A 14,275-nucleotide genomic window follows, 5' to 3' on the forward strand; every position below is an offset into this window, starting at 1 on the left:
ATGATCTGATATGTCTTTCTTTGCATTGGGTGTCAACCATCAAACCGCTTCTGTAGAGCTGCGTGAACAGGTTGCATTTAACCCTGAAAAGTTAACTGCACTGCTTGAACAGCAAAGCCATACGCCTGAACTCAATGACATGGTGGTGGTGTCTACATGTAATCGTACCGAAGTCTATGCGATGTCTGAAAATGCAGACGTGGTATTGAATTGGCTCGCCCAATCAAATGGTATCGATGTAAAGCAATTGTCAAATCATGTGTATCGTTATGAAAATGCACAAGCGGTGACACACCTCATGCGTGTGGCTAGCGGCTTGGATTCGCTCATGCTTGGTGAGCCTCAAATTTTAGGTCAAGTCAAAACGGCTTTGTCCTTAGCCAAAGATGCCGAAACCGTTTCCCCAAATTTAAACCGTATTTTTGAATATGCCTTTTATGCGGCAAAACGTGTGCGTTCTGAAACAGCCGTTGGAAGTCATGCGGTGTCGATGGGCTATGCTGTTGCTCAGCTCGCTTTACAGGTCTTTAGTCAGCCTGAAAAATTGACGGTGATGATTGTTGCTGCTGGTGAAATGAATAGCTTGGTTGCAAAGCATTTGGCCGAAATGGGTGTGGGCAGAATTATTATCTGTAACCGTACACGTGCCCGTGCCGAAGCTTTATCGCAAGAGATTGCTCATCGTGTAGAAGTTGAAATTATTGATTTTGCAGATTTGGCAGACAATTTACATCGTGCAGATGTAATTTCAAGTTGTACCGGAAGCTTGCATCAAGTGATTTATTTTGCGGATGTCAAAGCAGCACTGAAAAAACGTCGTTATAAACAAATGCTATTGGTTGATTTGGCTGTACCACGAGATATTGAAGCCAAAGTTGAAAGTCTAGATGGCGTTTATTTATATGGTGTCGATGACCTGCAAACTGTCATTGAAGAAAATTTGGCTCAGCGTCGTCAGGCGGCAGTTGAAGCCGAAGTCATGGTCAATCAGCTTGCGACAGATTTAATCACGCAGCAAAAAGTGAATTTGGCTGGCTCGACGATTCATGCATACCGTGAACATGGTGAGTCATTGCGTCAAGAAGAACTGGCTTTGGCGCTGAATCGTCTACAAAAGGGCGAAGATGCTGCGAAGATTATGCAAGAAATGTCACATCGTTTAACCCAAAAGTTGCTGCATCCAACTTCTATCGTGCTGCGAAATGCAGCAATGGCGGAAGACCCTGCTTATTTTGAAATGTTAGAACAAAATTTAGTTAATGTGGCTGAAAATCGCCGTAAACCAAAAAAATAAATAAGCTGATTCATTGAATAGCATGTCGTTCACAGCTTGAACTTGAAGTTAAAACTTAATCTTCAAGGAGGGTGAGCGATCTTTTTTTATCAATATCATAAATACGTTGTTTTAAATTACGCATTTCAGCAAGGCTAGAAAACTTATTCGACTTGATCTTGAGTTGTAAGAATTGATATTGCAATTTTGTCGATAAATCTGCTGCAAGTTTATCTGCCTGTTCAGGTGATGACGTATAGTCACTGATATTGGCATGCTCTAAAATATGTTGTAATTCATGATGATGCGCTGCACATGCACCGAGTACATAATAGGTCGATAACTCTGGGTCATCAGGCAATTCATCAAAAATCACATTGAAAATATTTAAAACGTGATAAAGCAAGAGATCTTGTGAAACTAAGGCGCGTAAAGGCTCAAAATGAATGTAGAGATAAGGATGATTGATTAAAATCGCAATCACATATTCTTCGGCATCAATTTTTGTACTAAAGCTCAATGATGCATCATTATTGACTTGAGGCTGCCACTTTCGGCTGAACCCTAATTTTTCACGGAAATATTGTTGTAGCAAATAACGATATGAACCACCTTTCGGCAACAGTTCAGTGAGCTGTCTGAGTTCACCCATCACCTGACTTTTACCTTCAGGTGAACTGACATCATGATTTTGCGTTAAATGTGCAAAAACAAATTCAGAAAGAAGCGGTGAGGTGTGCAGTAACCGTCGAAAATTTTCAATACCTTCACGACGGATCAATGAATCTGGGTCATGGTCATTCGGCAAAACAAAGAATTTAAGTTCACGTCCATCATTCAGTAATGGAAGGGCAATTTCGAGCGTACGTCGAGCTGCTTTTTGACCTGCGGAATCTCCATCAAATGCAATGGTAATACGGCTATTTTGCTTAAATAAAATGTTTAAATGTTCAGTATTACTGGCAGTCCCTAAAGTCGCTACAGCGCCATGAATGCCATATTGCTGTAGGGCAATCACATCCATATAACCTTCGACCATTAACCAATCTTGGGCTTTTTGTTTACGGCCTTCATATAAACCATAAAGTAACTGGTTTTTATGGAAAACTTCAGAGTCTGGGGAATTGATGTACTTCGGTTTGATTTCATCATTTAGGGCACGACCACCAAAACCGACCACACGACCTTTCGCATCTCGAATCGGGAAAATCACCCGCTCACGCAGTAGGTCAAAGTCACGACCACTATCACTAGTTCGAATCAAACCGAGAAGTTTGAGTCCTTCGATATCCTGTGGAAAGGCTTTTTCCAGATGTTGCCAATCTTCAGGGGCATAGCCTAAGCGCCAATAGGCGATGGTGTCTGCACTGAGACCCCGTTGTTTAAAATAAGCTTGCCCAATTGGACTGAGCGGAAGTTGTTGCTCATAAAACTGTGCGACATTTTCCAGCAAGTCATATAAGTTTCCGTCTTGCGGCACATCTTCAAATCCATTGGTAACTTGGTCAAAGTGAGCAAACGGATCGTTCCCATAAAAGGCATCTTCGTTATTTTGAAACTCAGCAAATGGGTCGTGTTCGAAATTTACTGCAGCAGGATTTGTGTCGGTTTCGCCTGTTTTGGGTGGCAGAGCTTTTGCTTGGATTGGAGGTTTTTGTACAGGTTTGGGTTTAGATTCGCGTTTATATTTGAGTTTATTGGAATCGTTATTGTCTTTCGGTAGTTCAATACCCGTTTGGCTAGATAAATCCTTCATTACTTCGATGAAGTTACGGCTACCAATATCCATTAAAAAACGGATGGCATTACCATTGGCCTGACAACCAAAGCAGTGAAAATATTGTTTATCACGATAGACATGGAAAGATGGCGATTTTTCCTGATGGAATGGGCAGCATCCTGAGTAGGTGCGTCCAGTCTTTTTCAATTTCACAAATTGACCAATCACATCGACAATATCGGTGCGATCTAAAATTTGATCAATTGTATGTTGAGGAATGGCCATGCTGTTTTATCTGTCTATCTATTGAATTTGGGCAGTTCGTGAAATATGTTGAAATCAGCAATGCTGTAAGTTCAGGTGGAGATGCAGTACAGCATCGTCCATCGAACTATTGTATACCTTTTAATCTAACCGAATCTGTAGATCCTGAAAAGATAAAAGGGCAAGTATTCTAACTTGCCCTTTGTGAAAAATCGACCTTCGTTGCGACTATATTATTCAGCTGCTTCGGTCGATTGTGTTTTTTCATCTTTTGGACGATCGAGTAAGCCAAAGCTTAAACGATTAGTTAAACTACGTTTTTCTTCATCATTTTTAACTACATCTGTAGAGGTTTGCTCAGACATCGTCTGTGCTTCTTTACCGAAAATACCCAAAGTTGCACGGTTAAGGAAGCTGCCTTCACTACGTGCAGCACGCATATTGACCGTACCGTCTGACTTCACAAGTTTTGGATAGTTCAGTTTAAGTACTTCAATGTATTGCTGAGACGTGGTTTTATCACCAAGTTTGTCATAACCATAGGCTACAGTCGCTAGAGCTTCTGGAACTTGTGGCGCTTGCGGATAATGTTCGATCACCCAAAGTGAACGTTCAACAGCAGCTAACCATGCTTTACGCTTCACATTAAAACGTGCCGCATTCATTTCGCTTTCAGCCAATTCTTGACTGATGAACTTCATACGTTGTGCGGCATCGACTGCATATTCGCTCGATGGGTAGCGACGGATAAAGTCGACAAAGTTTTGATAAGCCACTTTGAGATAGCTCACATCACGATGCGATTGCTTTAAAGAAGTATAGCGAAGCAAACCATTGTAGTTTTGCTCCATGTTTGAAACACCACGCACGTAGTACGCATAATCAACTTGCGGATGTTGTGGGTTCATACGAATAAAACGGTCTGCAAGTGCAATCGCACCTTCATAGTCTTTTTGCTGAAACTTTACATACAATAGTTCAAGTTGTGCTTGCTGCGCATAGTTACCTGTAGGGTAGTAGGTCTCTAGAGCTTCAAGGTGTTTTGCTGCATCTGTATATTGGTTACGTTCAAGCGCTTTTTGTGCTTTTTCGATATAAATCTGTTCGCTTGATTGTGGACCTGTGTCGACCACTTCTTTCTTTGGATTACTGCTACAGCCTACCATTGCCGATGCAATGCCTATTGTTAGAGCAAGCATTGTCATTTTATATTTTGGTAGCGACATAAAAATTCCTCTGTTAATACGGGCAATGAGCTACAATTGAACTATTAAACCACTTTTGTCTGAATGAGCAAATGAGTCAAGCACAATCTTCCAATTCTAATTTCCCTGAAACTGATTTCAATTTACTTGAAGATTCTGAGGATGCAGATAACCATACTTCAGACTCAACTGCAACACGTTTATCGTTGCAATTTCAATTGGATGAAAGCTATTTAGGACAACGTATTGATCAGGTTTCAGCACTGGTTTGGACTGATTTTTCTCGTGAAAAGCTAAAACAGTGGCTCAAAGAGGGCCATTTGTTGGTCAATGGTAACACTGTGAAACCAAAGTACAAATGCGAAGGAACAGAGTTACTGACTTTAGACGTCGAGTTAGAAGCACAAACCCGCAGCTTACCTGAAGATATTCCACTTAATATTGTCTATGAAGATGACGATATTATGGTGATTAACAAACCTGTGGGTATGGTAGTACATCCGGGCGCTGGAAACAGTACAGGCACATTGGTGAATGCAATTTTGCACCATTACCCAAAATCTTCAGAGTTGACCCGTGCAGGTTTGGTGCATCGTATTGATAAAGACACCTCAGGTCTGTTGGTTGTTGCGAAAAACCTCGAATCCCAATTTTCTTTAAGTAAGCAATTGGCGAAGAAATCGGTTTACCGTATTTACGATTTGATCGTATATGGCAACATTATTGCAGGCGGTACAGTGGATGAACCAATTAAACGTCATCCTGTTGATCGCATTAAAATGGCTGTCTTGCCGGGCGGTAAAGATGCGGTAACTCACTATAATGTGAAAGAACGTTTCCAAAACTTTACCCGTGTTCAAGCACGTCTAGAAACGGGTCGTACCCATCAAATTCGTGTGCATTTTACTTATATCGGTCATGGTCTCGTTGGCGATCAAGTGTATGTACCACGTGTACGTATGCCTGCAGGCGCGTCGATGTTATTAGATGACACTTTACGTGGCTTTAAACGTCAAGCGTTACATGCAGTTAAATTGGGTCTCGTTCATCCACGTACAGGTGAAGACATGATGTTTGAAGCACCATGGCCTGAAGACTTTAACCAATTGGTTGAAGTTTTACGTAGCGAAAACAAAGCTTATTAAGTTTTAAACTGATTTACACGCCATAGATAGAAAAGGACGGCAACATGCAATTTGTTCAGGGACTTCCACAGGGTGTTTTTGTGGGACAAACTCGAGTTCATCATGATCAGACGCAACCCGCTGAACAACCTGAACTGGCAGGATTTAATCTGGCATTGCATGTGGGAGATGATGCAGCGCGTGTGCAAAAGCACCGGATGCAATTGCTCAAAGACTTTGCTAAATATGGCGTGAATAAAATCAGCTGGATGAACCAAACGCACAGTACGCTATGCCATCGCATTGATGAACAGATCAACTTTGTTGCACCCGAAGGCGATGGTATGGTCACGCAGTCTAAACATCATGCCCTGATGATGATGACCGCAGACTGCTTACCCGTGGTTTTGGGTAATGCTGATGGGACTGAAGTTGCCAATCTGCATGCAGGTTGGAAGGGCCTGGCTAATGGTATTGTGGAAAATACCATTGCAGCTATGCATACTCAGCCAACATGGGCGTGGTTGGGGGCAGCCATTTGTCAAGAGAGTTTTGAAATTGGCGCAGAAGTCAAAGCTGCCTTTTGTTCAAAATACCCAGAACTTGAAAGTGCATTTAAAGCTGGTGTAAGGGAAGGCAAATATTATGCTGATCTTTATGCGATAGCGCGTTATATTCTTGCATTACATGGGGTTAAAGCCGTAACAGGTGGCGACCAATGTACCTTTTTGCAAGCTGAAGAATATTTTTCTTATCGCCGCGAAGCGAAAACAGGACGTATGGCAACATTCGTCTTTATGCTTTGAAAATGCTAAACTTGACTGAATCTATCGACTTTTAAATGTTATGTCTTTGACTGCTAAATCTCTTGCTGTTGTTTACCACAGTCCCTATGGGCACACTGCCAAAGTGGCGAATTTCATTGTACAAGGTGCAGAAAAAGCCGGTGTAAAAGTCCATCTCATGAATGTAGAGCATGTGGATTGGGATGAATTGGACAGTGCAGATGCCATCGTTTTTGGATGCCCAACCTATATGGGCAGTATGAGTGCGGCAATGAAATTATTCATGGAGCAATCATCTAAACGCTGGTTAGCACGGACATGGCAAGGCAAGTTAGCCGCTGGTTTTACCAATGGTGGCGGCTTAAGTGGAGATAAATTGGCAGTATTGCAGCAAATCAATTTATTCGCCATGCAGCACGGCATGTTGTGGAGCGGTCTTCCATTGATGCCAACTGGACGAAGCACAACAGATTTAAATCGGATGTCGAGCTTTTTAGGTTTAATGACACAATCGGATAATGCGCCTGTTGAAGTCACGCCACCTGCGGGTGATTTAGAAACCGCTATTTGGTTTGGTGAATATATTGGATTGTTGCTCAATAAAATTCATTAACTAATGTTACGCAGTAACATCAGAAGCGTCATTTGATTCAAATAAAGCGATACGCGGCAACGTCATCCGCAAGTGTTTGAGACAGGACTACATCTATTTAAAAATGTTTTTGCGATACTTTGAATAAGTAGACGCTAGTGAACGAGTTTTGCGGTGAGGAGCATTGCTCCGCAAGATGGTTTTCTTGCGAAGCTTCGCTTCTCATTTTGCCGAATGAGAAACATCGTTTCGTAAGAGTATCTCCAGCCGAAGGCTAATCCCTTTATTTAAACCCTAGATGTAAGACTCCGTCGAATAGACTTAAAAAGCATTTTAAAAATGCGTAATTACTTTTATATGCGTAACATCAGTCATTAATTTATAAGTGTATTGATTGATTTTTTTGATCGCAATGTATTAAAAAATTAAGGTTTTTTTATTTTAAATTTGACTTACTCTTCACCCTAAAAAAATCAGCTACTAGACAATCAGGAAGTCCGTGCCAACTGTTTGTGTGGGTTGAATTTTTGCTAAATTTATTTTGTGGGACATCATTTGTCCTACAAAGTTGATATGCTTTTTCATAACGTCAAATGTATGAAAGATCAAAATGAAAAAAGCACAATCAAAATTATTAAAAAGATTATTAACCTTATATAAGGTTTTACCTCGATATCCTCAAGAATTTATTTCAATTGTGTCCTTAAAAAATAAGGTTCGGAAGAATTATTCAGATTGCATCGATGAGGCATCTATCATTAAAGCAATACGTAGAGATCTTGATTTATTACCAGAATTTTTAATTTCTGGAGAGTTGATTGTAAAAGCTGGCAAAGGAAATCAACCTGCAACTTATCAGCTCAGCCGAGATGCGTGCATAGAACCAATGTCTAAAGAGTTAGCACTTATTTTGGTTATGGCAAATGAATATTTACATCATAGTCTACCTGATGAAATTTATGAAAAAGTTGAGGGTTTTTTTCAATCTGCTGAATTGCAACTTCAGCAGAATACAAAATTGGATGATTGGAATAGACGTGTGCGATTTATTCCTGATGGATACGGGGAGACAGAGAAGGCGCAACATTATGTTGAAATGCAACAGTTGATTTATAAAGCATTATTACAGGGTGATGTTTGGCTTAAAGCAAAATACCGAAAAGAAGGTACGCAGCAAATTGGAAGCTATATGTTAAAGCCTCAAGGAATTGTTCAATATGGGCAAAAACCATACTTGATGGCAAGTAAAATAGATTCTAAAAAAAGCGTATTAAGAACATTTAATATTTTAAATTTTGAATTTTTAGAAATAGTTCCTGAGAAAATAGCAATTGATATAGATGCATATGATTTAGATGATTTAATTGAAAAACGCGAGTTTGAAGATGCCTATTTTAACCGTGAAGAAATTGACATTTTTTTTGTGTTTCAAGAAATATTATTGGATGAGCTGACGCGTAATCCTTTGGGTGATTGTCAATCTATAGTAAAAATAGATGAAGGTTATTATGAATTAAATACAAGTTGTATTTTTACAATGAGCCGTATGGATTGGTTAATTCAAAATGCTGAGTATATACAAATTATAGGACCCGATGAATTAAAGGAGGAAGTTGCGGATCGGATAATGAGAGCAGCTGAAAAGCATGAAGTTTTTAACCAATTAAATTTTGGAGATTATGAGTAATGTCTTCAAAAATATCTATGATTAACCAACTTCTTCATTTATCTGAATTAGTAAACTCATGTTATTTGATAGAAGAAGTGCTTAGTGAAAATTTATATTTAGCAATAGAACAGTTGATCCGTAATGATCAAAATAAACGATACCCTGATGTGCGCTGGCATACGGTTAGATGGGATGTCTGCGCAAACTTTGAGTATAAAGAAATTTGGTTTTCTCCGATTTTGGGGAGTAATATTCAAACAAATCACCAACATTTAAATATAGATGAGTGCTATGCATTTTTTAAGTTAACGATTCAGAATCATGATAAAAAAGAAGTTTATTTGGATGATTATTTTGCAAATAACGGAAATCGTTTACCAACGGTAAATTTTTTTAATCATACAAATGGTTTTGTTTGTATTCAATTTCATTTAAATAAAAACATGATATACAAGAATGATCAACAAACATGCATTTCAAAAGCAAGGAGTTGGAAAAAAAAGAGGAATGAACTTATTCAGCAATACGGTGAGCTCACAACATTTGGTTTTAAATTAAATGAAAGTGAAGGTTATTGGTATTTAATTATTGAAACTCTTGATCCAGTTCAAGTCGCTACGGATTTTGAGAATAAAGAATTTATAGGTTCACTGGATCCTGTTAAAGATGCCTTTAAAAAAATATATCAGGCTTTAGATATATTTGATTTAATTGAAAAGAAGGCAAAATTATTAATTTAAAAACGATTTAGAATGTTGGGGGTATAATTGGAATTTCAGGATATAGCGAAAAATTCCTCTGAGAATTTTTTAACACATAGTGTATGTTTAATGGAAACTGAAATAGTTTCTGCTAAAGAACAGAATTGTTCGAAACAGTTAGAAGCTTTTTTTAAAGCTTGGCAAAAGATAAGTCTTGATATACCAACACCTGAAAAAGTCATCAGTGTTGATCATTTGAATTTAAGCAGGTTTTTTGATGCCTATAAGAAAGCCTTATTTCTTGTTCTAGAAGCTAGAGAAGCAGGCTTATTACTAAATGTCTGGAAAAATTCAGGTTTAGGCAGTGATGAAGTTCGTAATTCAAAGGTTTTGAAATGGTTTCTAGATTGTAGTGGTGATCATGGTCAAGGTAATAAGATACTATTACAATTTTTGAAACTGTTAGAAGCTCCTTTTTGTGATTTTCAATCAGAATTTTATTCTACTATCGAAGAATGTTGTCCGTTAGGTAATTTAGAAAGTAGAGTGGATATAGAAATTGATGCTCTAGAGTTTCTATTATTTATTGAAATAAAAATTCATGCAAATGAGAGTTTTCAGCAATTAGAGCGTTATAGAGGAATTGCAAAGAAAAAAGCTGCAGGAAGACCTTGGTTAGTCGTTTATTTAACAAAAGATGGAAATCTACCAACAGATTATTTAGATAATGCTGAGGGGTTACGTGGGCTTTCATGGGGAAGAATGGCTAAAGCATTTAAAAAATATGTCAATAGTCAGAACTTAAATAATCGAAGCCTATGGCTATTAAGCCAGTTTGCTGATCATACAAAAACGTTTTAAAAAAATTGAAATTAGGAGAATCAAATGAGCAATATGCAAGCAGTGGAACTCATCATCAAGAATATTGAATATTTGGAGGATGCAAAAAGACTATTAGAAGGTGAAATTTCTGAAAAAATATGTGCAGCTTTAGACAGTAAAATACATAATTTTATCGACGATTTTGAAGATAAATGGGAGGGAGTATTTAATTTTTATGATAACTGTTATAGCCAATTTGCACCTGAAAAATGGCGAGTAACAAATGGTGATACCTTTAAACACCAGCAGTTTTATGCGAGATACTTTTTAGGCTATGAAAGTGATGAAACTGGTGGAGATTCGACGGAATGGTTTTTAACGGCTTTACTAAAAAATGATAAAGAGAAGTTGGTTTTCAATTTTTATCCTTGGAGAGAAAATTTTATAAAATGTACGGTAAAAGATTGGAAGGATTTTGCGAGTGAAAGTAATCAAATGTATCAGCAAATTGAAGAATTTGGCTTTAAATATAATGCAAAGCAAGGAAGTTGGTACTTAATTATTGATGGAATTGATCCAGAAAAACTAATTGAAAATTATAAAAATGAAACAATTGAAGATGCTTTAGAACCTTTTGAAATCGCATTAAAAAAATTACAGCAAGCACATCCGTATTTCGACGCAATTGTAACATCTGCGAAAAATAAATTTAACAATGAAGCAATTGGTGTTGTGTAGATTATGAATGAAATTTTTTGGGAAAATTATCCATCTAGTTCAATAAAATTAACAAGTAAAGATGACAGAATATTTTTATTATTTGAAGGTAAATCGACTGAATATGGGCGTTACTTTTCAGGAAAAATTGAGTTGCACCTTTCATTAGAGGAACAGGTCGCTTCGGGTTTAATTCAATATCGTTATCAGGATGGTTTAGAGGAAGAGTTTGCTTATAAATTGACAGGTGCATTTGAAGATGACTCTTGGGAATACTTTACGGGTAACTGGGAAGAAAATGGTGAACTTGAAACTTTCGAAGCCTTATTAGAAATTGGTGAGCAAGAGGTATTGAATGCTGTTGATGTAGAAGTTGATAAAGAGGCAGTTGTCTTTGATCACCTTACAGCAGAAATAAATATTGCTAAGAAAAAAACCATTGACCGTCATGGTGCTATGCGACAACGAGCAGCAAGAAGTGACGCAAGAGTAAGAAAAATTCAAAGAAGTATTGAACTTTATTATGGTTTACCTCAAGGCTCGGTACGGCTTGTAAATCCTGATAAAAGCATAATCCACCCTTCCGCAAAAATAGGTACCCTTCGTGGAAGATGGATAAGTGAGGACGCTTAACCATAAAAAAACCTCCATTTTGGAGGTTTTTTTATTGAACTTATTTATGAAAAATACGGGCTTTATCGCGCTGCCAATCACGGTCTTTTTCCGTTGCACGCTTGTCGTGAAGCTGCTTACCTTTTACTAGGGCGATTTCAAGTTTGGCATGAGGACCTTTCCAGTAACATGCCAAAGGCACACATGAATAACCTTTTTGGTTAATCGCACCTTGTAGTTTTTCAATTTCACGGCGGTTCAGCAATAATTTACGTGTACGTGTTGCTTCAGGCACCACATGTGTCGAAGCACTCAGTAAAGGTTGCACTTGAGCGCCGAATAAAAATGCTTCACCATTTTTAAACGTAATATAGCTCTCTACGATAGTCATACGACCCGCACGCATTGATTTGACTTCCCAGCCTTGTAATGAAAGACCCGCTTCAAATTTTTCTTCAATGAAATAATCGTGACGCGCACGCTTATTTAGGGCAATCGTACTGCTACTATTTTTTTTAACTACTGCTTTCGTCATAATCAAAAACTTCCAAACTTAGCACTATTGTACCCGAACTTTGAATAAGATGAAGGTTTTAAATTTACAAGCTGACTTCACCTATAAATCAAGATTTTGTTAAAATACCCATCTACAAAATAACAGAGTACAACTGGATGTCTAAAACTCGTGTAATTTATCCGGGCACATTCGATCCAATTACTAATGGTCATATCGACTTAGTGACACGTGCATCACGCATGTTTGACGAAGTTGTCGTGGCAATTGCAATTGGACATCACAAAAACCCTGTGTTTAGTCTGGAAGAGCGTGTTGCACTAGCGCAAGAGTCTTTAAGTCATTTGTCAAATGTTGAGTTTGTAGGTTTTGATGGGCTGTTGGTCAATTTCTTTAACGAGCAAAAAGCAACAGCCGTATTACGTGGTTTACGTGCAGTTTCAGATTTTGAATATGAATTTCAATTGGCAAATATGAATCGCCGTTTGGACAGTAAATTTGAAGCCGTGTTCTTAACCCCATCAGAGCAATATTCGTTTATTTCATCTACGCTCGTGCGTGAAATTGCACGTTTAAATGGTGATGTCACTCAGTTTGTGCCACAAGCTGTTGTGGAAGCCTTTAAGCGTAAACAACAGCAAGGTTGGTAGAGTGTCTTTATATATCACTGATGAATGCATCAACTGCGATGTCTGTGAACCTGTATGCCCCAATGAGGCGATTTTCATGGGGGAACTCATTTATGAGATTAACCCTGATTTGTGTACGGAATGCGTTGGGCATCACGATAAACCGCAGTGTCAGTTGTTTTGTCCGGTGGACTGTATTCCATTGGATCCGGCACATCCTGAAACTCAGGAACAGCTTCAACAAAAGTACGAAAAACTAACTGCTCAAAAAACATCAAGCAATTAGTTGTCAGATTTGTTAGAATGCGCCCCGAAGTGAACCAGACGATCGCTGCTGTGTATAGGTCTCCGTGACTAAAGCAGGGGAGGAAAGTCCGGGCTTCATAGGGCAAGGTGCCAGGTAACGCCTGGGCGGTGTGAGCCGACGGAAAGTGCAGCAGAGAGTAGACCGCCTTCATTATGGTTTCGAGCAATCGAAATCGGAGGTAAGGGTGAAAGGGTGCGGTAAGAGCGCACCGCGTGTCTGGTAACAGTTCACGGCATGGTAAACCCCACCGGAAGCAAGACCAAATAGGGATCCTTTAGGCATGGCCCATGCTGGATCCGGGTAGGTCGCTTGAGCGTATGAGTGATTGTACGCCTAGAGGAATGATCGTCCTCGACAGAACCCGGCTTATCGGTTCACTTCAACAAATTTTGATCAAATACGCGCATTATGGGCTTGACGATATTTAAATATCCCTCCATAATGCGCGCACAGTTTAAGGCTATGTAGCTCAGTTGGTTAGAGCACCGCACTCATAATGCGGGGGTCACAAGTTCAAGTCTCGTCATAGCCACCATATTCAAAAAAAGACCACTCCGATTGAGTGGTCTTTTTTTATGTCTAAATTTTCCAAATTTAAAAAATTAACGGTAAACAAAACGACGCATGCCTGCACGTAAGGCAAATGCGCCATGCATATATACGCCACCTAGCCAATACGGCACATTATAAATATCTTCATGGCGATATTTGACTAATGCAAACTCTGCCAATAGTCCTTCAAAGAACATGCCGCCAATGGCAAGCATAATGGCTAATATCAGTAGCCATGTACGCTCATAGCTAAATAGCCAGCGAATAAAAAAGCTCAGGTAAAAAATCCAACAAAGTGCTTCGGGATGAAAATTACCAAATCCGCTGAGTATGTAGACGATGGCAAATAGTATTAGGCTCTCGACGAGGGGCGCAGTGCCGTCATGATGACAACTGAGCTGAGTCATCACATAGTGTTTAAGTAGTTGTGTAAGTTGAATATAGCTAAATGCCATGAAAGCAAAGGCAATAAAAAAGCCGGGGAATACCCACCAAGCCTGATGGAAAAATAATGGGTTGGGATAACTAAGTGTTTTTGTATAGACATGAATCGCATCGCAAAAAGTTGCGACGACTGCTGCCAGCAGGGCAAGTATAAATATGCCTGAGAATTGAGTGGTTCTCGTCATCATTCATCCTGAAAAGTGGGTCTTTTTATTTTATGAGTTCTTTATAGTCTGAATTTGAGGAAAAGGCTATGACAAGTTACGAGATGCTCATGGGTTAAATGTTAATTTATAGCGCTACTGCTATACTCAATACATAGTTAACTTGATGAATATAAATAGA

The 14,275-nt window shown here is 38.9% G+C and carries 15 protein-coding genes, 1 tRNA gene and 1 other RNA gene; 13 read left to right on the plus strand and 4 right to left on the minus strand.

Going from position 1 to position 14,275, the window contains the following annotated elements:
* The first annotated feature begins 10 nt into the window (after positions 1–10).
* Entirely contained in the window at positions 11–1,294 is a 1,284-nt protein-coding gene (hemA, locus tag FTT76_RS01395) for a glutamyl-tRNA reductase (protein WP_180007592.1), read from the plus strand.
* Positions 1,295–1,349: 55 nt separating this feature from the next.
* On the opposite strand, the gene FTT76_RS01400 is transcribed toward hemA, so the two are convergent.
* Entirely contained in the window at positions 1,350–3,278 is a 1,929-nt protein-coding gene (locus FTT76_RS01400) for a DNA primase (RefSeq protein ID WP_180007593.1), read from the minus strand.
* Between the two features lie 212 nt (positions 3,279–3,490).
* Positions 3,491–4,483 (minus strand): outer membrane protein assembly factor BamD, encoded by a 993-nt coding sequence (locus tag FTT76_RS01405; protein ID WP_180005454.1) that lies wholly within the window; start codon positions 4,481–4,483, stop codon positions 3,491–3,493.
* A gap of 71 nt (positions 4,484–4,554) precedes the next feature.
* Between FTT76_RS01405 and rluD the strand changes: the two genes are divergently transcribed.
* From rluD to FTT76_RS01445, 8 genes are all read left to right on the plus strand, one after another.
* Complete coding sequence (rluD, locus tag FTT76_RS01410; protein ID WP_078191355.1) at positions 4,555–5,607, plus strand: 23S rRNA pseudouridine(1911/1915/1917) synthase RluD; 1,053 nt, start codon at positions 4,555–4,557, stop codon at positions 5,605–5,607.
* Between the two features lie 44 nt (positions 5,608–5,651).
* On the plus strand, positions 5,652–6,392 hold the full coding sequence (gene pgeF, locus FTT76_RS01415) for a peptidoglycan editing factor PgeF (RefSeq protein WP_180007594.1): 741 nt from the start codon (positions 5,652–5,654) through the stop codon (positions 6,390–6,392).
* A 40-nt stretch (positions 6,393–6,432) separates the two neighbouring features.
* Positions 6,433–6,984, plus strand: coding sequence for a flavodoxin family protein (locus tag FTT76_RS01420; protein ID WP_180007595.1), 552 nt, complete (start codon positions 6,433–6,435; stop codon positions 6,982–6,984).
* A gap of 589 nt (positions 6,985–7,573) precedes the next feature.
* Positions 7,574–8,650: a YafY family protein gene (locus FTT76_RS01425; RefSeq protein WP_180073597.1), complete on the plus strand. Its 1,077-nt coding sequence runs from the start codon at positions 7,574–7,576 to the stop codon at positions 8,648–8,650.
* Positions 8,650–9,372, plus strand: coding sequence for a hypothetical protein (locus FTT76_RS01430; protein WP_180007597.1), 723 nt, complete (start codon positions 8,650–8,652; stop codon positions 9,370–9,372). The genes FTT76_RS01425 and FTT76_RS01430 overlap by 1 nt, the downstream gene beginning before the upstream one ends.
* 27 nt (positions 9,373–9,399) lie before the next feature.
* Entirely contained in the window at positions 9,400–10,194 is a 795-nt protein-coding gene (locus tag FTT76_RS01435; protein WP_180189960.1) for a PD-(D/E)XK nuclease family protein, read from the plus strand.
* 24 nt (positions 10,195–10,218) lie between these two features.
* Positions 10,219–10,893 (plus strand): hypothetical protein, encoded by a 675-nt coding sequence (locus tag FTT76_RS01440; protein WP_180009655.1) that lies wholly within the window; start codon positions 10,219–10,221, stop codon positions 10,891–10,893.
* A gap of 3 nt (positions 10,894–10,896) precedes the next feature.
* Complete coding sequence (locus tag FTT76_RS01445; RefSeq protein WP_180009654.1) at positions 10,897–11,505, plus strand: hypothetical protein; 609 nt, start codon at positions 10,897–10,899, stop codon at positions 11,503–11,505.
* Between the two features lie 40 nt (positions 11,506–11,545).
* Here FTT76_RS01445 and smpB read toward each other — a convergent pair whose 3' ends face one another.
* Entirely contained in the window at positions 11,546–12,019 is a 474-nt protein-coding gene (gene smpB, locus FTT76_RS01450; protein ID WP_078191351.1) for an SsrA-binding protein SmpB, read from the minus strand.
* 137 nt (positions 12,020–12,156) lie between these two features.
* Between smpB and coaD the strand changes: the two genes are divergently transcribed.
* The 4 genes from coaD to FTT76_RS01470 all read left to right on the plus strand — a co-directional run bounded on the left by coaD (position 12,157) and on the right by FTT76_RS01470 (position 13,469).
* Positions 12,157–12,648 (plus strand): pantetheine-phosphate adenylyltransferase, encoded by a 492-nt coding sequence (gene coaD / locus FTT76_RS01455; RefSeq protein WP_078191350.1) that lies wholly within the window; start codon positions 12,157–12,159, stop codon positions 12,646–12,648.
* A gap of 1 nt (position 12,649) precedes the next feature.
* Positions 12,650–12,913 carry a YfhL family 4Fe-4S dicluster ferredoxin gene (locus FTT76_RS01460; RefSeq protein ID WP_078191349.1) on the plus strand — a complete coding sequence of 88 codons (264 nt, stop codon included), beginning with the start codon at positions 12,650–12,652 and terminating at the stop codon, positions 12,911–12,913.
* Between the two features lie 26 nt (positions 12,914–12,939).
* An RNA gene (gene rnpB, locus FTT76_RS01465) (RNase P RNA component class A) lies at positions 12,940–13,319 on the plus strand.
* Between the two features lie 73 nt (positions 13,320–13,392).
* A tRNA-Met gene (locus FTT76_RS01470) sits at positions 13,393–13,469 on the plus strand.
* A gap of 67 nt (positions 13,470–13,536) precedes the next feature.
* Here the strand turns inward: FTT76_RS01470 and FTT76_RS01475 are convergent.
* Complete coding sequence (locus FTT76_RS01475; RefSeq protein WP_180009653.1) at positions 13,537–14,115, minus strand: hypothetical protein; 579 nt, start codon at positions 14,113–14,115, stop codon at positions 13,537–13,539.
* Positions 14,116–14,275: the final 160 nt, after the last annotated feature.

Source organism: Acinetobacter sp. YH01009 (assembly GCF_013420765.1).
Classification (GTDB): Bacteria; Pseudomonadota; Gammaproteobacteria; order Pseudomonadales; family Moraxellaceae; genus Acinetobacter; species Acinetobacter amyesii.